The following is an 18,868-nucleotide window of genomic DNA, read 5'->3' on the forward strand; positions in this document are numbered from 1 at the left end:
CATGCCAATGGCCGGGTGTTGGGTCGTCTGCTGTATCAAGGCCGTTGGTTTGATCCACAAGCATTGATGCTGCGCGAGTCTGCGCAACGTTGGGTTGCGAGCGAGATTACCGGTGAAGTGACACTGGAACTGCGCCGTGGCAATGACTATTCGATTCTCAATACGGTATCTGACAATCTGACCTACAAACCAGAGCGCCTGACCATGGAGAAAGGGGATTCCGTATTCTCACCTGACGATCGTATTGGTCAGTTGACTATGCGTAATCTGGATATCACCGACACCCGTGAGAAGCTGTTTAACTATGTTGAAACCGGTTTATTATCCTCTTCAGCAACCACTGGGCTGCCGCAAGTTGATAATAACAACTTAGGCGCACGCGGGATTCAGGATAAGAGTAAGTAATTATTCTCTTGAACTAAAATTTTTAGGCCGTAAAGGAAAACCGTCCGAGTTTGTACACCAATACGTGCCCGTTAAATACTTGACAGTGAGTAGCAATCAGACCGAAATATCAACACTAGATCGCCCTTGCGTTACGTTGGTAACAAAGCCCTGCTGGAAAGGCCGCTTACCTGACCAGCACAAAAAAACCGCCTACCTGGCGGTTTTTTTGTTTCTATTTGATTATTCAACGACTAAAAACTCCCTTAGCAATTCAAAGCCATTCGAGTTGCAGGTAGGCAGCAAGAGAATGAACTCCGATGAGCTTACTCATGTAAGTGATTCGGGTGAATGAACATAGCTAACACCCCCTGTAATTTCAAGGACGAAGGAAACACCCCAAAGTCATTGGGATTACAGGTAGGCAGCAAGAGAATGAACTCCGATGAGCTTACTCATGTAAGTGATTCGGGTGAATGAACGTAGCTAACACCCCTGTAATTTCAAGGACGAAGGGGAGTAGGTAACTCAATATTACTTTCAGCCAACAACCCCATATTGTTATACATGGCACAGGCGGCATCCACTAAATGCATGGCAATTGCGGCGCCACTGCCCTCACCTAGCCGCATGCCCATTTGCAAGTATGGCTCGAGTTGCAGATGGCTTAGCGCAATGACCGCACCTTTTTCTGCTGATAGATGAGAGGGGATCAAATAGTCACGGACCCCCGGTGCGATACGGCAAGCCGCTAACGCAGAAGCATATGAGAGGAAACCATCCAGCACCACCGGTAACCCCGCCGCCGCCGCACCAAGCATCACTCCGGTCATACCTACCAAATCAAAACCACCCACTTTCGCCAACACATCAATACCATCACTGGCATCTGGATGATTGGTTTCGATAGCACGGCGCACTACCGCCACTTTATGATGCAACTGCGCGCTAGGAAAATTAGCCCCAATCCCCACCACCAATTCAGGATCGCTGTCAGTAAACACGCTGACCATCGCCGCTGCTGGCGTAGTATTCGCCATACCCAACTCACCAACACCAAACACTTTCACGCCTTCAGCCGCCTGCCGTAATGTCAGCAGTGCACTGGCACAAAGTAAATCCTCTGCCTGCTGGCGAGTCATTGCCGCTTCACGGGCGATATTGCCACTGCCACGCGCCACTTTCATATCCACCACACCGGGTAGCGTCTCGCTATCAATACCCACATCGACAATTTTTACTTCAACACCGGCATTAGCCGCTAGCACGCAAACACCCGTTACCCCTTTCACCATGTTCAACGCCTGAACCAGCGTGACCACTCGAGGTGAAATAGCCACGCCTTCATCGTAGACGCCATGATCTGCTGCCATCACAATAATTTGTTTGCGCTCAACCTGATGCCCGTATAACCCCCGCATTCCAGCCAGTTGAACCGCCAGTTGTTCCAGGCGGCCTAAGCTACCTGGTGGTTTCAGTAAACCATCCAACCGCACCTGTGCTCGGGCCATCGCCTTGCTATCCAGCGGCGCAATCGTGCGCAGAATCGATGAAAGTGTTTGCATGTACTTAACCTCGTATTGCAGGCTGCCAAACAGCCCGACTGTTAAACGCACGCAGCGTGACAAATCCATCATGGATCTCTAATACGCTGTATGCCCCCTGATCAAAATGAAAATGCCACATAGCCGCCGCTGGCATGGCCAGCAAACGAGCCAACATCAGGCTTAATACCCCCTGATGAGCAACCAGTAGCCGATTGTTATCATTACTTTGTGGTGAAGTGCCCGATGCTAACAACAGTGGCTGGATAACCTCTTCAACCCGGGCAGAAAACTGAGGGAATGACTCTCCTCCAGTGGGACTTGCCTGTTGCCAATCGGCCACCCATTGTGCCCATGCATCCGGGTCTTCTCGCTGTAAATCATGATGATGGCGCATTTCCCAGTCGCCAAAATTCATTTCATTTAATTGCCCGTCGCTATCGGCGCTCACCCGGTGCCCAGCAAGTATGATGTCGGCGGTATGGCGGGCGCGCAGCAACTGGCTGCTGACGCCCTGACAAAAATCCACATCCGCTAACCAATCGGCCACCCATCCGGCCTGCTCCACTCCCTGTGGTGTCAGTGCCAAATCGGTCAGGCCGCAAAAAACGCCACGCAAATTGGCCTCGGTTTGCCCGTGGCGTACCAGAAAAAGTCGCATAGAATGGCTCAATCTTGAGATTATTCAGGAAATAACGCTGTTATTGCAGGGCAGCTACAACAGCGCCAGCAAAAACACCAACTCACCTATTTCAGCAGCCGCGCCCAATGTATCACCGGTTTGCCCGCCTAAACGGCGACGCAGATAGGTTGCCAACAGCAGCACTACCGCCATGGTAATCACCAGTGCCAACAGCGCAGTCCCTTTCCCCAGTAACAGGGTAAGTATTGCGCCACCCACTAATGTGACGGCAGTTTGCCGGCCGGTAACTTTACCGATGTAAATATTGCCCAAGCCATTGCCTGCGCGGGCATAACGCTGGCGGTACATCAACAACACAATCACCGTACGCCCCGCCACTGAAGCTGCCATTAGCATCAATAGCATCGGCACATCGCGCAGTGCCAGTTCACTCACCACCAGCACTTTCGCCACCACGATAAAGATCAAGGCTAAACCGCCGTTAGTACCAAGGCGGCTATCACGCATGATCTCCAACATCTGCTCGCGTTTACGAGCGGAAAACACGCCATCGCAGGTATCTGCCAAACCATCAAGGTGGAAAGCGCCAGTGACCAGCGCCAGTGCCAGCACATAACCCAGTGCCGCTAACGGAATGCCACACCAGGGGGCCAGCAGGGTAAAGACCAGCGCGCCGATGATACCGACAATCAGCCCAATCAGCGGGAAACCGATAATACCGCGTTCGTACTGATCCATCGCCAACCCTTGCGTCCAGCGCTCTGGCACCGGAATCCGGGTCATAAACTGCAAGGTGGCGAGAAATAGACGCAGGCTCATTTAATTTTTACCTCAATGCCGGAAACCACCAGAAACACCTGGTCAGCGGCAGCAGCCAGGCGCTGATTGACCCGACCGGCGATATCGCGAAAATGTCGCGCTAAACGATTTTCCGGCACAATGCCCATCCCCAGTTCATTCGTCACCAAATAAATCGGTGCTGAACTTCGGGCACAGGCGGCCAGCAGATCGGTAATTTGTTGCTGAATCCCCGCTTCAAGTAACATGAAATCCATCTGCTCCGGCGGCGTATCACCGGCCTGTTCAAACAGCAGATTAGTGATAAGGGTGGTAATACACTCCAACATCACCGCTTCGCCGGGTTCCACTTGCTGATCCAACACTGCCCCCAGATCCCGATAACCTTCCCAGGTACGCCAGTGTGCCGGGCGACTGGCGCGATGTAACTCAACCCGCGCGGCCATTTCCACATCTGTTACCACTGAGGTGGCAATGTAAAACACCCGCTCAGCCGCCTGTGCCGCCAACCGTTCAGCCAGCGAACTTTTGCCGCTGCGCGCACCTCCGGTAATCAAAATCACTGCGCGCTCTCCTGTCGATGTGTTTTCATTATTTTATAAATACTTTCAATATCAATATTTTGTCGCATATGTGCTGCCAGAATATCAAACTGTTGCTGCTTATGTTCGGCGTAATTCACCGTCACACCGTCAAACGCCGCCAGCCCTTTACGTTGGCGCAAATTGTCCAGCAGTGGGCGAGTGAAGTTGTGGCTGTCAAACAGGCCATGAATATAGCTGCCCAGCACACTGCCGTCGGCGTTCACCGCCCCTTCCAGCCATTGCTCCAATTGCCCGTTACGCAATGTCAATTGCGCGAAAGGCTTGGCTGCCGCTCCAAGCAGGGATGCACCCATATGAATTTCATAACCTTCCAGTTGCTGCTCGCCGCAGCTTTCCAGCATCCCCGGCAGGCCCGTCAGACAATAGCCACTGACCCGCGTGGTCACTTTGTCCTGTGCAAACTGCGTTTCCACATCCAGCAAACCAAGGCCTGCCATCTGTTCCAGCCCAGACTCCACACCATCAATAATACGTTTTCCCAACATCTGATAACCGCCACAGATACCCAGCACCGGTACCTGATGTTGATGTTGTGCCAATAACGCGGCGGCCAGCCCACTGTGATGCAACCACTGTAAATCGCCCAAGGTATTTTTGCTGCCAGGCAGAATAATCAGATCCGGTTGCCCCAAGGCTGAGGGCTGCGAAACATAGCGCAGGCGCACATCTGGCTGGGCCGCCAACGCATTAAAATCAGTAAAGTTGGCAATGTGTGGCAAGTGAATGACAGCGATATCCAGCGCTTTTTCCGCCGCATCCTGATATTTGCCATTTTGTAATGCCACACCATCTTCATCTTCCAAATCAATATCCAGCCACGGCATTACCCCTAATACCGGCACATCCGTCAGCGCTTCAATCTGTTCCAACCCGGGTTTAAGCAGCGCAATGTCACCCCGAAACTTATTGATTATCACCCCTTTGACCCGGGCTTTTTCATGAGGATGCAACAGGGCTAAGGTGCCATAAATAGCCGCAAACACCCCACCGCGATCGATATCAGCCACCAGTATCACCGGTGCATCGGCCATTGCCGCCATCCCCATATTGACGATATCGCGGTCACGCAGGTTAATTTCTGCCGGGCTACCCGCCCCTTCCAGCACCATGACGTCATATTCACGGGCTAAACTTTGGTAAACCTCGCTGATTTGTTGCTGCAATTGCGGCTTATATTGATGATATTCCACCGCATCCATATTGCAGGCAACTTTGCCCATCAGTACCACCTGCGCCTTACGGTCACTGGTGGGTTTGAGTAGTACCGGATTCATGCGCACATCAGGGGTGATGCCTGCGGCTTCCGCCTGAAAAATCTGTGCCCGCCCCATCTCCTCACCCTGCGGCGTAATACCTGAGTTGAGCGCCATATTCTGCGATTTAAACGGTGCACAACGATAGCCATCCTGCATAAAAATACGGCATAGCCCAGCCACCAATACACTCTTACCTACATCAGATGCGGTACCTTGCACCATCACCGATAAACTCATTGCGCCTCCTCGGTTTCACGCTGACGCATCAACGCAAAAAGTTGTTCTTCCGTTTTGCATAACGGTAACCCTAGCTCGCAGTGCATTTTGACCAACCATGGCTGGATAAGCCCGGCAGCGCGCAGTTTATCCTGTTGCAGAAACACCTCAGTCGTTTCACCGGCCATCATTAAGCGACCATGAGATAAGACATACAGATAGTCACAAACCTTGTAGACCAAATCGATATCATGGCTGGAGAGAATAACCCGTTTCCCTTCTGCCACAATGCGTTCAATGATGGTAATCATGTGCTGACGCCCGGCCGGATCCAGCCCAGCGGTCGGCTCATCGAGTAACAGATACTCTGCTTCCATCACCAGTGCTCCGGCAATTGCCACCCGTTTTTTCTGACCGTGACTGAGGTGCTGAATAGATTTATGGCGAAAACCCTGCGCATCAACCAGTGTCAGCGCCCGATCCACTCGCGCGGCGATCACCGTTTCCTCCACGCCGAGATTACGCAGACTGAACGCGATATCACTGTCGATATCGGTATAAAAAATCTGCTGTTCCGGGTCTTGGAATACCGTTGTCACCCGTTGGCGTAGCTCACGCAGGCTGGCCTTTTTATAACTCAGCGGCTCTCCTTGCCACAGCACAGTCCCGTGTTGGGGTTGCAAAATACCGGTCAGATTCATAAATAAGGTGGATTTGCCACAGCCATTGGCGCCCAAGACACCAGTGACCGCGTGCTGACTGAAATCCAGCGTCAGATCGTGCAATACCTGCTCATCCTGATAGCTGAAACCTAACTGCCTGGTGGCTAACATCAAATCCTGCCTTACAGGTGGAAATCACCCTGATAAAGTTTCATATCCAGCGAGATAACCATCTGTTGATAGCGAATCATCACGCGGGTAAATAGCATACTCACCAACATAGCCAGCGAATGGTAGCCAGTACGCAATGAGATATAACCAAACCGCAGGGACTGCGCATGATGGATAGCAGCAGCCTCTTCAGCCAAAATAAAAATAAAGCGCCAGGTCAGCAAAATTTGCTCAGTCAGCAAACGGGGGGCATGGCAGCGTTTAAGTATCTGAATAAGCTGTGGGAATGGCGTATTCAGCACAAACCAGAAAGTCGCGACCAATGCAGCCAGGCTACGCCACAAGGTCTGATTGGCAGTGGTTAGACCGACTTTATCGATACCGAACCACCAATTGCCGATTTGTATACTCCACCACATGCTCTCCGGTTGACGGGCGAGGGATAACACAATAGTCACCAACCCCACCAACAGGAATGACAGCGGGATAGCCAGCCAGCGCAGATAACGGCGCGGGCCAATGCGTAACAAGTAGCAGGTCAGCGCGGCGATAAATATCAGCAGTAGCGCCTGATAGAGCGGCGGGCTGAGCATCGCCAACAACAGGAAAACCCCATACAGCACCAGTTTTCCTATTGGGTCAACCTGCCGCCAGCGGCTTTGATAACTTAGTTTATCAATCCCCAGCATGCTCACCGCGTTTCCCCCGGTAGTAACCCAAGATATAGAAAATCACCGCTGCGCCAATGGAGCCTTGCAGGGTGAACAACAGACTCTCAATTTCACCACTGGCAGGTTCATATAATGGCTGGAACCAAGGCTCATAGTGCGGTGCTGTTTGCTGGATCAGCGCTTCAGCCTCACCATCCGAGCCACCGTATTCGCCACCGTGATTAATAAAGAACGGCATAATAACCAGTGCAATCACCATTGCCAGCAGGATCAGGGTCTTTTTCATGTTAATGGCTCTCCGCGTGAATTAAGCGCCGTTTGGTTAATTGGTCGTAAATCATGACCGTCAGCAACCCTTCGGCAATCGCAATTGGGATCTGGGTAATACAGAACACCCCCATAAACTTGATAACTGAACCACTGATACCAAATTGTGGATCGGGGAATGCCAAGCCAAGTTGCACAGAGGTGACAAAGTAAGTGGTTAAATCCGCTAACATGGCACAGAGGAAGACCCCAACATCACGGCGTAATCCCGCTTTACAGGCCAATTTCCACACCAAATACCCCACTACCGGCCCGATCACCGCCATCGACATACCGTTAGCACCGAGCGTTGTCAGCCCGCCGTGTGCCAGCAATAGCGCCTGGAACAGCAGTACAATCGCCCCCAGCACTGCCACCACCACCGGCCCAAACAAGATGACAGCCAGCCCTACCCCTGTAGGGTGCGAGCAACTGCCGGTCACCGACGGAATTTTCAGTGCTGAGAGCACGAAAATAAACGCACCACACAGCGCCAGTAACACTTTCTGATTGCTGTCTTCAGCCACAATCTGCTTTAAGCGCACCAACCCCATAAACAGACATGGCAGAAACAATACCCACCAAGCCAGCGCCCACATCGGCGGCAGAAAACCTTCCATAATGTGCATGGCAAAAACGTCATTCGGTGCCAGCGTGAGCAAGATTGCCATTGCCACTCCGCTATAAGACAGTTTCTTTAACTCTTTTTCCATTTCCATTAGTTGCTCCAATCACTTTGGGGAGTAATTTAAAATTAATTAACCCTCTATTTAACTAACCTGTTATCCATTAACTCGTTGCTGTTTATTCACTAAAATGGTCGAGAAATAGGGCAATGGCTGGTCAGCGGCGATGCTATCAAGCTGACGCCAGCACACTTCGCCGGGCAATGAGGCTTCCGACATCAACAGCGCATGTGGGAACAGCTCCAACCGTGCCAGCAGCGCCTGGATCCGAGCAAAACGGCCGTAGACTTTCATTAGCACCACACAGTCGTGATCCCGCAGTGCGCGCTCCAATTCGGCCTCCGGCGCGGTACAGGACATGATGGCCAGTGACTGCTGCTCCATCGCCAGTGGTAGCGCCGCACGCGAGGCAATGGCGGCAAATGAGGTTACGCCCGGTACGATTTCCAACCAATCAGGCCGCCCGATACGTTCCAATAAAAACACCCATGTGCTGAATAACATGGCATCGCCGAGGGTGATAAATCCCACCTGGCGGCCATTGGCCACTTCCGATTGCAACTGCTGCGCCACCTCATCCCATACCGCTTGCTTCTCACTATCATCAGCGCTCATAGGGAAATGACAGGTGCGGATTTCGGTATGTGGTGAAAGGTATTCGCGCACGATAGAGAGCGCCAGACTGTCGCCACCTTTGCGCCCGGCAGGCGCATACAGCACATCGAGTTTGGCTATCAGCCGTGCTGCGCGCACCGTAATTAAATCACTGGCACCTGGGCCAACACCCAATGCATAAAGTCTGCCGCTCATTACGCTGCCTCCTGCTGTTTTTGTTGTAAGGCTTGGTCCAGATGTTCGACAAACATTTGACGTATCAATGGGTTCTCACCCAATCCTTGTAACCAGGAGTGAGCACAGATACCGGCGGCCTCCAATTGCGATTGCCATGAGTCCGGCTCATCAGAGGCCATATCGTTGATGGCATGGCAGCCTGCCACCAACATCAGCGGCATTAAGTGCACTTTACGTACCCCCTGCTGTTGCAGCCGGGTAATGATATGGCTGATTTCTGGATAACTTTCTACCGCGCCCACCAATGCCGGGAAATGCAGCGAGGTCATCAGATGATCAAGGCAGGCATAGGCTGAAAAGGCATAATGGCTGGCGCCGTGGCCCATAAAAACCACCCGCTCATCGGCGGCCAGCACCGGCATTTGAGCCTGTAACGCCACCAGCAATTGTTGGTAATCGGCAAAACTGCTTAACAACGGCGTACCCAATACCAGACGATGGAAACAGTCGCTAAAGGTGCGCACTTCATTAGCAATTTTTTCGTATTCATCGCCGTTTATCACATGCAGCGATTGGATGGCGACATCCTGATAGCCCTGTTCAGCCAGGTGTTTTAGCGCCTCCCGTGGGTTGTTGATCAGCAAACCATCGCGTTTGCGCAATTTGCGGATGATCATCTCCGAGGTAAACGCGCGAAAGACATCACGATCGCTGTAAGCTGCCGCCAGTTGCTGCTCGCAAGCATCAATATTCTTTTGGCGGGTTTGTTCATAACTGGTGCCAAAACTGATCACCAACAGTGCCTTTTTCATTTTATTGTCCTCGTTGTTCTTGCCTGTGGGCCAAATTGTTGCCAGTGGTTCAGATGTTGACTAAATTCATCTAATGACGTCACTTGCTGACCAATACCGCCCAATACCACGCTGGCGGGGCGACACACCACAATGCAGGGGATATTCAGTGCCAGACAGGGGGCGACTTTTTCCTGATATCCCCCCTGGGCACCGGACTCTTTAGTGATAACCACATCCGGCTGGCAAAACTCATACAGTGCCTGATTGAACGACGCGCTGAATGGCCCGCGCAGCGCAATAATGTGGTCTACCCCCAGCCCCAGCGCCTCACATTGGTTCAGCACTTGCGCCGTGGGCAGCACCCGAACCAGTAAGGTTTTACCCACCAGCCCACGTTGATATTCAGCCAACTGCTTGCTGCCAGTCGTGAGTAACACCCGCGGCCCCAGCCGTTTGGCCACCTCACAGGCCGCAGCGACACTATCGACCTTGTGCAGTAGAGGGTGGCTCAGAACATCAATTTCACTTGGTCGTTGGTAACGGGTCAGCGTGACATTTGACTGTTCGCAGGCCGCCACCACATTGTCACTGAGCATGCAGGCATAAGGATGCGAGGCATCAATCACCCACTGGACCTGTCTGGTCGCCAAAAAATCAGCCATCTGCCCTGCATCCATCCGCCCAACCATGACCTCACCGCCAATATCCCCCGCCAGTTGTTTACCGGCGTCCGTGGCGACCGACAGGCTATAGCGTTGCTCTGCGACATCCAGCAATTGGCAAATCAGCCGCGCATCACTGGTACCGCCAAACACATGAATCGGTGGATAAGGGTGATGGCCCATCACAATGAATAACCCCGTGGCGTGATCATCAGCCCATCACGGCAATAGGTCGCCTGATTACCGACGATAACCAGACTGGTCATATCCACCGGTTCGAAATCCATCTCACCCAGCGTGGTTAGCCATTTCTCCTGTTTTTTACGCCCGGCGGCTTTCACTACCCCGACCGGCGTTTCAGGCCGCTTCCACGGCTGCATTAGCTCAAACGCGCGGGCCAGATGCCCTTCACGGCCACGGCTGCGTGGGTTATAGAAACAGATAACAAAATCAGCCTGCGCTGCCGCGATAATGCGCTTTTCGATCACCGCCCACGGCGTCATCAAATCACTCAGGCTGATATGACAAAAATCATGCATTAGCGGCGCACCGAGTAACGAGGCGGCAGCAATACTGGCGGTGATCCCCGCCACCAACCGCACCTCCAACTCCAATTTTTGTTGCGTTACCAGCTCCAGCACCAAGCCCGCCATACCATAGATCCCGGCATCACCACTGCTGATAAGCGCCACGTTATGGCCCGCCAGCGCCAGATCAATGGCGGTTTGGCAGCGCTCTATCTCTTTACACATGCCGGTTTTGATCACCTGCTTATCCCCAGTCAAGGGTTTCACCAGATGGGTATAGGTTTTATAACCAACGATAATTTCCGCCTCGCGGATTGCGGCGATGGCTTCCTGCGTCATCATCGATTCACTGCCCGGCCCAATGCCAATTACGGTTAACATTAATGCGATACTCCCAGAGTGATGGTGACACCCTGCTGACGCAGAGTATTGCCAACCAATTTACCGTCGCTCATCAGCCAGGCGACCGGTTGTGAAACGCTGCCGACACCCACCGTTTGGCGGACAAAATCAGAAGCAGGGAAACGTTGCTCATGGCGGCTCAGTTCACCGACACTGAACAGTTCGAACGGTACTCGCCAGCACTGAGCCAATTGATGTAACGCGGGTTCATCTTTTTTGATAGTGACACTGCCAATAGCCCGCAGCGCCATGAGGTCAAAGTGATTCTCGGCCATTTGCTGTTGTAACAATTCAACCAAGGTTTGCAGCGAGGTGGCCCGGCGGCAACCGATACCCGCGACTACCCGGCGTGGCACCAGTTTGTAAACCGGTAATGGTAATGGGGGCAGGCTGTCGCGTAACGTGATGCAAACTAGTGCATCCAGTTTTGGCAATTGATCCAACGAATTGACCGCTACAAAACCACGGGTGTCACAGCGTTCACGCTCAGCCAACAGGGGGGCATCCCACCACAACCCCACTTTTTGTTCGCTGACCAACATTTGATTGACCACTTTGACGGCGTGACGAAAATCCTGCATTTCACCGTCCAGTTGGGTCGCCAGCGTATCCAATGCCGCCATCTGGTTAACGTCGGTTGCAGTAGTTATCACCGGATCGGCCCCGAGAATACCCGCCAGATAACGGGTTAACGTATTGGCACCACCCACGTGACCAGACAACAGACTAATAACATGTTGCCCACGCTCATCAATCACCACCACCGCCGGATCACTCATTTTGTCATTCACCAATGGGGCGATAACCCGCACTGTCAGGCCGATAGCCCCGACCACCACCAGTGCCGAGTACTGTTTAAATGCCTCGCGGATGGTGTCGCCAAAACTGCCATTGAACGGCAGAAAACCCGGTTCCAACAGTTTTTCACTGGTAAAGCAGGTCAGCGGCAAGTGGGTCTGCAAACGCCGCGCCAACCGCACCCCGCCCGGAGTCAGGCAAAATACCGCTATGGATTCAGGCTTGACGATATTCATGGCTAAACCCCGCATCATAGAGTTTGGAATAGTGGTATTCATCGCCGAGGAACGCCCCCACCAAAATCAGTGCAGTTTTATGAATAGCGGCGGCGCGGACCAATTCGGCGATATCAGCCAGCGTACCGCGCACAGTAAGGCTTTCAGCCCATGTCGCTTTGTATACCACCGCAACAGGAGTCGTCGCCGGGTATCCGCCAGCAATCAAACGTTCAGCTACGCGGTCCATCTCTTGCACTGACAAGAAAATCGCCATCGACGTTTGGTGCGCGGCAAACGCCTCCAGTTGCTCCAGCGGCGGCATCGGGGTTCGCCCTTCGATTCGGGTAATAATCAAGCTCTGCGCCACTTCTGGCACGGTGTATTCCACCCCCAGTTGCGCCGCTGCGCCAAGAAAAGCACTGACACCCGGTACCGACACAAAACCAATACCGTGCTCACTCAACACCTCCCCCTGCTCACGGATCGAACCATATAAAGAGAGGTCACCGGTTTGTAATCGCACCACCAACTTGCCAGCCCGCACACCATCAACCATCAGTGTGATGATCTGTTCCAAATTCAAACCCGCGCTATCGTGGCATTGCGCCTCTGGCGAACAATATTCCAGCAGTTCGGTATTGATCAGCGAGCCGGCGTAGATAACCACCTCTGCTTGCTGTAACAACCGGTAGCCTTTCAGGGTGATCAACTCTTTGTCGCCCGGCCCTGCACCGACAAACCAGATTTTTTGTGTATCCCAGGGTTGTATTACCGCTGTTGATACAGCATCAGGATGCTCAGACATTGCGCGCCTCCTTGTGGCAGGAAATAAGATAAGTAGGATTATTAGGTTTAAAATAGTGTCCGCTGCCCAAAGGGGTCAGGGTGGAGAGTTGCAACTGCACGCAATCTAACTGGCTGACAGCGCAGTGCTGTAAGTGAGCCAACGCGTCATTAAGGTTATTGAGCAAAATAAAGGTCAGTACCAAACGGCCATCGGGCTTTAGTGTCATCAGCGCCCAATCAATCAGATCGGTTAAATGCCCGCCGCTGCCACCAATAAAAATGGCATCGGCTGCGGCCGTATTAGGCAAGGGGGCAACGCCTGCAATAATCGCCACATTGTGGCAACCCAGCCGCTGGCGGTTTTCGCTAATCAGTTCCAGTGCCGCTGGATTGCGCTCAATCGCGGTGACCTGCAAATCGGGGAAGCGCAGTGCCGCCTCCAACGCCACACTGCCCGTCCCGGCGCCCACATCAATCAGATGGCCATAACAAGGTAACTCCAGCCGTTCCAGTGCCAATGCGCGCACCGCTTCTTTGGTCATCGGGACTTTTTGCCCACGTAAGAACAGATCATCTCTCATTGAGGATCACCACCACATTCATGTCATAACGCGCCGCCACCTGTTGTTGCGACAGACGGTGAATACGTTCATTGGGTTGTGACAGGTTTTCACCGATAATCAAGGTGCGGGACAGACCACGCTGATGTAATGCATCGGCGATGGCACGCGGGCCGATAATACTGTCAGTCACCATCGCCACCTTGTCATGCTGGAAAATCCAGTCAAAATCGGGTACCCGCCCGTGGCTGCTGGTAAGAAAAAGGTCATTCATATCCAGCGCCACTTTGGCACACAGATATTGAATAGCGCTGATGCCGGGCACGATATGTAACTCGTCAGTGCCGAAGTTCGCCGCCAGCAGTTTGCCAATGCCATACAGCAGAGGATCACCGGAAGCCAGTACCACAATGGCGCGAGTTTTGTTGCTATCCAGCCACTCCAGTAACCCCAGCAGATCCGCATCTAACCAGCGGGACTCACGGACATTGCTGCTAAATGTTGCCAGATGGCGCTTCCCGCCCACCAATACCTCAGCCTGGCTGATAGCCCGCCGGGCTTCAGGGGTCAGATAGTCGATATCACCTGGGCCGATGCCAACAACCGTAATCATCGCAATGCCTCCACAATCTCATCCAGAGGCCGGCTGCTGCCTAACACCTGATTATCGAAAGAGAATAAAATCGCATCGCACTGCGGCGGATTAACGGAGAAACGCATCATTTCAGCAATTCGCTCACAGATACGTTCGGCAATACGGCTGTAGACCGCCTGCCACCCCTGCTCAGCAATCAATTCCATCGCCGCTTCAGTGGTATCGCACTGGTTCACTTCAAGCAGTAGCGCATGCGGCGCCCCCATCAGCGCCAGATGGGCAACCAATGTTTCCATACGCCCATCCGCGATATGGCTGTGGGTATGGAAGATACCGGCGGCCACTTTCACTAATTTGCCGGGATGCCCTACCAGCAGCACCTGACGAAAGCCCAGTCGCACGGTTTCCTGCAACATATAGCCGACGAAATTACTCATGGTCACCACCCGCTGGCTGTCGAGGCCCAGATGGTCGCGAACAAAGCGCTCGCCATGATTGCCCGGTACCAGAATGACGCGATCTTCACCCGCCGCGCGCTTCATCTCCAATTCCAGTGCCAGCGAGCGTTTCCAGCTCTCTTCCGACATCGGTGTCACAATGCCGGTAGTGCCGATGATGGAAATGCCACCGAGGATCCCCAACCGCCCGTTGTAGGTTTTTTTCGCCCGCTGTTGCCCTTCGGGAGCAAAGATCTCTATTTCAGCACCGCGTAACGGGCCGATGACCTCGCGCACTGCTGCCTCGATGGTCTGGCGTGGTGTACGATTAATGGCTGAGCTGCCTACGGGGAGGCCAATACCTTTACGGGTTACTGTCCCGACCCCTTCGCCACCGCGCAGAGTAATTTCCGTCTGTTCACGCAGCGTGACGCGAGCAAAAATCAGCATGCCGTGGGTCGCATCAACATCATCACCACCATCTTTGCGGATGGCCGCCGTAGCTTGCTGGCCCTCAATGAGGGGTTGTTCTACATTCAGGCATAACGTGACACCGGAAGGCGTCACAATTGAAATCTGGTCAATCACTTGTTGGCGCAACACCATTAGCGCCGCCACTTTAGCCGCCGCCGTCGCACAAGAACCGGTGGTGTAGCCTTTGCGATATTGTTTGCCGTTATGCCAAATGCTGTCTAATTGCTGGTTTTGCAGCATCTGACTGTCATTGACAGTAGCCTCACTCATAGCGCCCCCCGTAACTGATAGAGGATGGCGTTGATGATGGCGGCTGCCACATTGCTGCCCCCTTTGCGCCCAAGTGCTGCAATGCACGGCAGGTCACTGGCAACCAAGGCATCTTTGGATTCAGCCGCCCCGACAAACCCCACCGGTACACCAATGACCGCGATCGGTGTGGCGTGGCGTTCCAACAAGCGGAATAACGCAGTCGGGGCATTACCAAAGACAAACAGCTTTTCTCCTGACTCTGCCAGAGCAACATCCACTGCGGCCATCGAGCGAGTAATACCCTGTAGCGGCGCACTCTCCACCACCCGTGGGTCACTGATGTAGCAACGGCATTCACATCCCATCTGCTTTAACAGCACTTTGTTGATACCGGACATCGCCATCGTGGTATCGGTATAAAGGGTGCAGCCCCGGCGGATACCCTCGGCAATATGGGTCAGTACCTGCGGTGAGAAATGCAGAATATCCAGCCAATCAAAATCCGCCGTGGTATGGATAACCCGCTTGATCACCGCTTCTTGCATCTCACTGACAAAGCGAAAGTCCGGCCACTCATCGGCAATAATGTCACCGATGATGGCAAAACTGTTTTGCTCTATTTCCTGCGGGTTCTTTATATAGTTCATCAGGTTATCCTTGTTAAATGCCGACCAGCAGCAGACGAATCAGGGCAAACAGTAATAGCGCTAATAACGATGCCACCAGCATCAAATGGATAGTGCGCGGGATATCGCCCAGATCCACCTCGCGCCGTTCATCACCGATCCAGGGTTTTTCAACCCGCACGCCAAAGTAATCATTCGGCCCCCCCAACCGCACGCCCAGCGCACCGGCAACTGTGGCCTCAGACCAGGCGCAGTTAGGACTGGCGTGCTGATAACGATCACGCCAGCCGATGCGCAATGCCTGACGATAATCGGCCCGGAGTAACCATGCGGCTGCGCTGAGTAATAGCCAGCTCAGACGGGCTGGGATCCAGTTCGCCAGATCATCCATCCGTGCCGACACATAACCAATTGCGCGGTATTTTGGCGTTTTGTAACCCACCATCGAATCAAGGGTATTGACTGCTTTGTAAGCCATTGCCAGCGGAGCGCCGCCTAACATCAGAAAGAACAGCGGTGCAATCACGCCATCAACGCTGTTTTCGGCCACTGTCTCTACCACCGCACGGGTGATTTGTGGCTTCTCCAGTTGTGAGGTGTCACGCCCGACAATCCATGACAGTTTCTCGCGGCTTTGTGCCAGCGAACCGTGTTTCAGGGCATCAAACACCAGCAGCGCTGCGTCACTCAGGCAACGTCCCGCTAATAAGGTGTAAATCATCCACACTTGCGCCAACCAGCCGAGCCACGGATTGATGTGTGTCATCAGTGATAAGAATCCCCAACTCAGCAGCCATGTCACACCGACCACCACCAACCACAACACTGCGCCCCCCCACTTCAATGCCCGTTCGCTTTGGCAAACCGCACGAATCGCACGCTGCATGACAGAGATCAGGTTACCCATCCAGCGCACCGGATGCGGCCAGTGCGGCGGGTCGCCGAGCCAGCTATCAAGCAAGAAAGCGACAAACCATGCGCTCAGGGTCATAGCACGCTCCGGGCAGCGGTCAGCCAGCCATCCAGTAAACCGGGGCGCTGAGCAAAATGGATATGCAGATAGCTGGCCTGAGTGCGCTGGAGTTGATAGCCACTGTGCCAGCGCTGAATAGCGACGCCATCACGCCATTTGCTGCTATCAAATACCGGCGTCAATGGGCTGGTAAAATCGGAATAATGGAATTCATGACCACGTAGAATTTCACCTTGTGCAGCCAATAAGGTGTCACTGCGGGCCTGTGCCTGACAGTAACCAAAGCGAGTCAGCCGTTTCCCCATCTGGCTCTCACCGGCCAAAATACCAACCATCGGGTGGCGCTGCCCCCCCTCATCCGTTAAGCCATCACCGAGGTACATCAGGCCACCGCATTCGGCATACAGCGGAATCTGTTGGCAGTGCGCTTGCTGTAACGCTGCATGCATCGCTGTATTTGCGGCTAAGCGAGCAGCGTGAATTTCGGGATAACCGCCCCCGAGATAAATCATCTGGCAATCAGGTAACCGGCGGTCATGAAGTGGGCTGAAACGTTGGATGCGCACGCCTGCCTGCTCTAGCAGGTCAAGGTTATCGGGGTAATAGAAATTGAATGCTTCATCTTCGGCCAAGGCCAGTGTCAGGCCGTTAGCCAGTGTGGATGAAGGTAAGGAAGGGGGGGTGCCGACAGGCTGTGCCGCACAATGCGTCAGTGCCAGTAATCGGTCAAGATCGATAAAGGCTTCAACCTGCTGTGCCAGCCGTTGCCAGCGGGGCGAGCTGTCGGGCTGATGGGTTTTACCCGCCACGCCCTCACGCTGTTCTTGCACCGGTATCAACCCTAAATGGCGTGATGGCAGCGCGATATCATCCATCACCGGCAAACGGCCCAGCACGGGAATACCGCAGTAATGCTCGATGGCGTGGCGGATTAGCTGATAATGGTTTTCTGAATTAACACGGTTAACAATCACGCCTGCAATGGTGAGATTCCGGTCAAACTGGCAGAACCCTAGCACGGTAGCTGCAACCGAGGTAGATACCGCCTTGCCATCCACCAGTAAGATAACCGGGCAGCCCAGTTGCTTGGCCATCGCCGCACTACTGCAATAATCAGGATCAGTGCCGTAGCCGTCATACAAGCCCATCACACCTTCGATCACCGCCACATCAGCATGGCGCATATGCTGATTATACAGCCCATTCAAGGTCGCAGGCGGTAGCATAAAAGCATCGAGGTTACGCGAGGTTACACCGCTGACGGCGCTATGCCAGCCGGTATCCAGGTAATCTGGCCCGACCTTAAACGGTTGCACAGACAACCCGCGCGCCATCAGCGCCCGCAGAATACCCAACGTCACGGTTGTTTTACCGCATCCACTGCCGGTACCTGCGATAATAAATGCTTGTTTGCCAGACCGTTGCATAAAAAATCCCGCCATTTCGAGCGGGATATGCAGTGTCAAAAAGGTGCGTCTGCGCAACGTCACCGCAGCGCGCATCTGATGACAACCCGCTTCCCACCGAAGGAGTTGAATATATTTTACCGATCTGGCTGGTCTTCTGGCTTAGCGTCATCCTCCCCCGCACCTTCCCAATCCAGTGGATCAGTGGTTTCAGCGGGTTCGTCGGCATCACAGCAGCGGGGGCTGCGGGGGATTTTCACCCCCTTCCCTGTCGTGTATTAAGTATCAATGCATACACGACATAACCATTTCAGTAACTTCCCCCTCGTATTAATAGCTACAGCGTTGTTAGCAACTCTCACGCACCTGCATCACTGACCTTAGTCAGCTCCACGGGTTTGTTCGTTTGCTACCTTGCTGCAACGCCAACTACGTTGAGGTATGTATTTATCTAATACAGTAGATTATTTTATTTCTATTTCGTTATAGAATTTATCTCTTTATTTACACAGTTGTAACGTCAACTGATTTATTAAATCCGGTTAACGTTAATATACTCTTTTCCACAAATAAAAAATGGTTAATTTCATTTTTTGGGGATTATTTTTTAGTGTCAACACAGCA

21 protein-coding genes, 1 pseudogene and 1 riboswitch are annotated in these 18,868 nt (G+C 53.1%); of the genes and pseudogenes, 1 reads left to right on the plus strand and 21 read right to left on the minus strand.

What is annotated here, in order from left to right:
- Positions 1-405: pseudogene (locus V2A85_RS13695) on the plus strand (argininosuccinate synthase); the annotation flags it as partial.
- Positions 406-887: 482 nt separating this feature from the next.
- On the opposite strand, the gene cobT reads toward V2A85_RS13695, so the two are convergent.
- The 21 genes from cobT to V2A85_RS13800 all read right to left on the minus strand — a co-directional run bounded on the left by cobT (position 888) and on the right by V2A85_RS13800 (position 18,265).
- Positions 888-1,949, minus strand: coding sequence for a nicotinate-nucleotide--dimethylbenzimidazole phosphoribosyltransferase (cobT, locus tag V2A85_RS13700; RefSeq protein WP_372558508.1), 1,062 nt, complete (start codon positions 1,947-1,949; stop codon positions 888-890).
- 4 nt (positions 1,950-1,953) lie between these two features.
- Entirely contained in the window at positions 1,954-2,589 is a 636-nt protein-coding gene (locus V2A85_RS13705) for an adenosylcobalamin/alpha-ribazole phosphatase (protein ID WP_420071656.1), read from the minus strand.
- 54 nt (positions 2,590-2,643) lie between these two features.
- Positions 2,644-3,390, minus strand: a complete 747-nt coding sequence (cobS, locus tag V2A85_RS13710; protein WP_372558506.1) for an adenosylcobinamide-GDP ribazoletransferase — start codon at positions 3,388-3,390, stop codon at positions 2,644-2,646.
- Positions 3,387-3,932: a bifunctional adenosylcobinamide kinase/adenosylcobinamide-phosphate guanylyltransferase gene (cobU, locus tag V2A85_RS13715; RefSeq protein WP_372558505.1), complete on the minus strand. Its 546-nt coding sequence runs from the start codon at positions 3,930-3,932 to the stop codon at positions 3,387-3,389. The genes cobS and cobU overlap by 4 nt, the downstream gene beginning before the upstream one ends.
- The gene (locus V2A85_RS13720) at positions 3,929-5,467 is read right to left on the minus strand and encodes a cobyric acid synthase (RefSeq protein WP_420071657.1); all 1,539 of its coding nucleotides are present in this window, start codon (positions 5,465-5,467) and stop codon (positions 3,929-3,931) included. The genes cobU and V2A85_RS13720 overlap by 4 nt, the downstream gene beginning before the upstream one ends.
- A complete protein-coding gene (locus tag V2A85_RS13725) occupies positions 5,464-6,279 on the minus strand; it encodes an ATP-binding cassette domain-containing protein (RefSeq protein WP_083159258.1) in 816 nt (271 codons plus the stop codon). Before V2A85_RS13725 ends, V2A85_RS13720 begins: the two co-directional genes overlap by 4 nt.
- A gap of 11 nt (positions 6,280-6,290) precedes the next feature.
- Positions 6,291-6,968: an energy-coupling factor ABC transporter transmembrane protein gene (locus V2A85_RS13730; protein ID WP_420071658.1), complete on the minus strand. Its 678-nt coding sequence runs from the start codon at positions 6,966-6,968 to the stop codon at positions 6,291-6,293.
- Positions 6,955-7,236: an energy-coupling factor ABC transporter substrate-binding protein gene (locus tag V2A85_RS13735; RefSeq protein ID WP_005185363.1), complete on the minus strand. Its 282-nt coding sequence runs from the start codon at positions 7,234-7,236 to the stop codon at positions 6,955-6,957. The genes V2A85_RS13730 and V2A85_RS13735 overlap by 14 nt, the downstream gene beginning before the upstream one ends.
- Before the next feature lies 1 nt (position 7,237).
- Positions 7,238-7,975 (minus strand): cobalt ECF transporter S component CbiM, encoded by a 738-nt coding sequence (gene cbiM / locus V2A85_RS13740; RefSeq protein ID WP_005185360.1) that lies wholly within the window; start codon positions 7,973-7,975, stop codon positions 7,238-7,240.
- 63 nt (positions 7,976-8,038) lie between these two features.
- Positions 8,039-8,752: a cobalt-factor II C(20)-methyltransferase gene (locus V2A85_RS13745; RefSeq protein WP_372558502.1), complete on the minus strand. Its 714-nt coding sequence runs from the start codon at positions 8,750-8,752 to the stop codon at positions 8,039-8,041.
- A complete protein-coding gene (gene cbiK, locus V2A85_RS13750) occupies positions 8,752-9,546 on the minus strand; it encodes a sirohydrochlorin cobaltochelatase (RefSeq protein ID WP_372558501.1) in 795 nt (264 codons plus the stop codon). Before cbiK ends, V2A85_RS13745 begins: the two co-directional genes overlap by 1 nt.
- Positions 9,543-10,373: a cobalt-precorrin-6A reductase gene (locus tag V2A85_RS13755; RefSeq protein WP_420071662.1), complete on the minus strand. Its 831-nt coding sequence runs from the start codon at positions 10,371-10,373 to the stop codon at positions 9,543-9,545. The genes cbiK and V2A85_RS13755 overlap by 4 nt, the downstream gene beginning before the upstream one ends.
- Complete coding sequence (locus V2A85_RS13760) at positions 10,373-11,098, minus strand: precorrin-3B C(17)-methyltransferase (protein WP_372558500.1); 726 nt, start codon at positions 11,096-11,098, stop codon at positions 10,373-10,375. Before V2A85_RS13760 ends, V2A85_RS13755 begins: the two co-directional genes overlap by 1 nt.
- Positions 11,098-12,153: a cobalt-precorrin 5A hydrolase gene (gene cbiG, locus V2A85_RS13765; RefSeq protein WP_420071659.1), complete on the minus strand. Its 1,056-nt coding sequence runs from the start codon at positions 12,151-12,153 to the stop codon at positions 11,098-11,100. The genes V2A85_RS13760 and cbiG overlap by 1 nt, the downstream gene beginning before the upstream one ends.
- Complete coding sequence (locus tag V2A85_RS13770; protein WP_372558498.1) at positions 12,134-12,940, minus strand: cobalt-precorrin-4 methyltransferase; 807 nt, start codon at positions 12,938-12,940, stop codon at positions 12,134-12,136. The genes cbiG and V2A85_RS13770 overlap by 20 nt, the downstream gene beginning before the upstream one ends.
- Complete coding sequence (locus V2A85_RS13775; RefSeq protein ID WP_083159262.1) at positions 12,933-13,502, minus strand: decarboxylating cobalt-precorrin-6B (C(15))-methyltransferase; 570 nt, start codon at positions 13,500-13,502, stop codon at positions 12,933-12,935. The genes V2A85_RS13770 and V2A85_RS13775 overlap by 8 nt, the downstream gene beginning before the upstream one ends.
- On the minus strand, positions 13,492-14,094 hold the full coding sequence (locus tag V2A85_RS13780; protein WP_372558497.1) for a cobalt-precorrin-7 (C(5))-methyltransferase: 603 nt from the start codon (positions 14,092-14,094) through the stop codon (positions 13,492-13,494). The genes V2A85_RS13775 and V2A85_RS13780 overlap by 11 nt, the downstream gene beginning before the upstream one ends.
- Positions 14,091-15,257, minus strand: a complete 1,167-nt coding sequence (gene cbiD / locus V2A85_RS13785; RefSeq protein WP_372558496.1) for a cobalt-precorrin-5B (C(1))-methyltransferase CbiD — start codon at positions 15,255-15,257, stop codon at positions 14,091-14,093. Before cbiD ends, V2A85_RS13780 begins: the two co-directional genes overlap by 4 nt.
- Positions 15,254-15,886: a cobalt-precorrin-8 methylmutase gene (locus V2A85_RS13790; protein WP_420071660.1), complete on the minus strand. Its 633-nt coding sequence runs from the start codon at positions 15,884-15,886 to the stop codon at positions 15,254-15,256. Before V2A85_RS13790 ends, cbiD begins: the two co-directional genes overlap by 4 nt.
- Before the next feature lie 13 nt (positions 15,887-15,899).
- On the minus strand, positions 15,900-16,856 hold the full coding sequence (cbiB, locus tag V2A85_RS13795) for an adenosylcobinamide-phosphate synthase CbiB (RefSeq protein WP_372558494.1): 957 nt from the start codon (positions 16,854-16,856) through the stop codon (positions 15,900-15,902).
- Positions 16,853-18,265, minus strand: coding sequence for a cobyrinate a,c-diamide synthase (locus V2A85_RS13800; RefSeq protein WP_420071661.1), 1,413 nt, complete (start codon positions 18,263-18,265; stop codon positions 16,853-16,855). Before V2A85_RS13800 ends, cbiB begins: the two co-directional genes overlap by 4 nt.
- A gap of 108 nt (positions 18,266-18,373) precedes the next feature.
- A riboswitch (cobalamin riboswitch) is annotated at positions 18,374-18,561 on the minus strand.
- Positions 18,562-18,868: the final 307 nt, after the last annotated feature.

The sequence above is a fragment of the Yersinia sp. 1252 StPb PI genome (genome assembly GCF_048593885.1).
Classification (GTDB): domain Bacteria; phylum Pseudomonadota; class Gammaproteobacteria; order Enterobacterales; family Enterobacteriaceae; genus Yersinia; species Yersinia enterocolitica_E.

Bases quoted from the DNA above. Each gene is read 5' to 3' on its own strand.
- V2A85_RS13735 (WP_005185363.1), bottom strand. From the start codon at position 7,236: ATGAAAAAGACCCTGATCCTGCTGGCAATGGTGATTGCACTGGTTATT.
- V2A85_RS13775 (WP_083159262.1), bottom strand. From the start codon at position 13,502: ATGAGAGATGATCTGTTCTTACGTGGGCAAAAAGTCCCGATGACCAAA.
- V2A85_RS13730 (WP_420071658.1), bottom strand. From the start codon at position 6,968: ATGCTGGGGATTGATAAACTAAGTTATCAAAGCCGCTGGCGGCAGGTT.
- cbiB (WP_372558494.1), bottom strand. From the start codon at position 16,856: ATGACCCTGAGCGCATGGTTTGTCGCTTTCTTGCTTGATAGCTGGCTC.
- cbiK (WP_372558501.1), bottom strand. From the start codon at position 9,546: ATGAAAAAGGCACTGTTGGTGATCAGTTTTGGCACCAGTTATGAACAA.
- V2A85_RS13760 (WP_372558500.1), bottom strand. From the start codon at position 11,098: ATGTTAACCGTAATTGGCATTGGGCCGGGCAGTGAATCGATGATGACG.
- V2A85_RS13745 (WP_372558502.1), bottom strand. From the start codon at position 8,752: ATGAGCGGCAGACTTTATGCATTGGGTGTTGGCCCAGGTGCCAGTGAT.
- V2A85_RS13725 (WP_083159258.1), bottom strand. From the start codon at position 6,279: ATGTTAGCCACCAGGCAGTTAGGTTTCAGCTATCAGGATGAGCAGGTA.
- V2A85_RS13755 (WP_420071662.1), bottom strand. From the start codon at position 10,373: ATGGGCCATCACCCTTATCCACCGATTCATGTGTTTGGCGGTACCAGT.
- cobS (WP_372558506.1), bottom strand. From the start codon at position 3,390: ATGAGCCTGCGTCTATTTCTCGCCACCTTGCAGTTTATGACCCGGATT.
- cbiM (WP_005185360.1), bottom strand. From the start codon at position 7,975: ATGGAAATGGAAAAAGAGTTAAAGAAACTGTCTTATAGCGGAGTGGCA.
- cbiG (WP_420071659.1), bottom strand. From the start codon at position 12,153: ATGAATATCGTCAAGCCTGAATCCATAGCGGTATTTTGCCTGACTCCG.
- V2A85_RS13800 (WP_420071661.1), bottom strand. From the start codon at position 18,265: ATGCAACGGTCTGGCAAACAAGCATTTATTATCGCAGGTACCGGCAGT.
- V2A85_RS13790 (WP_420071660.1), bottom strand. From the start codon at position 15,886: ATGAACTATATAAAGAACCCGCAGGAAATAGAGCAAAACAGTTTTGCC.
- V2A85_RS13780 (WP_372558497.1), bottom strand. From the start codon at position 14,094: ATGATTACGGTTGTTGGCATCGGCCCAGGTGATATCGACTATCTGACC.
- V2A85_RS13705 (WP_420071656.1), bottom strand. From the start codon at position 2,589: ATGCGACTTTTTCTGGTACGCCACGGGCAAACCGAGGCCAATTTGCGT.
- V2A85_RS13720 (WP_420071657.1), bottom strand. From the start codon at position 5,467: ATGAGTTTATCGGTGATGGTGCAAGGTACCGCATCTGATGTAGGTAAG.
- cbiD (WP_372558496.1), bottom strand. From the start codon at position 15,257: ATGAGTGAGGCTACTGTCAATGACAGTCAGATGCTGCAAAACCAGCAA.
- V2A85_RS13770 (WP_372558498.1), bottom strand. From the start codon at position 12,940: ATGTCTGAGCATCCTGATGCTGTATCAACAGCGGTAATACAACCCTGG.
- cobT (WP_372558508.1), bottom strand. From the start codon at position 1,949: ATGCAAACACTTTCATCGATTCTGCGCACGATTGCGCCGCTGGATAGC.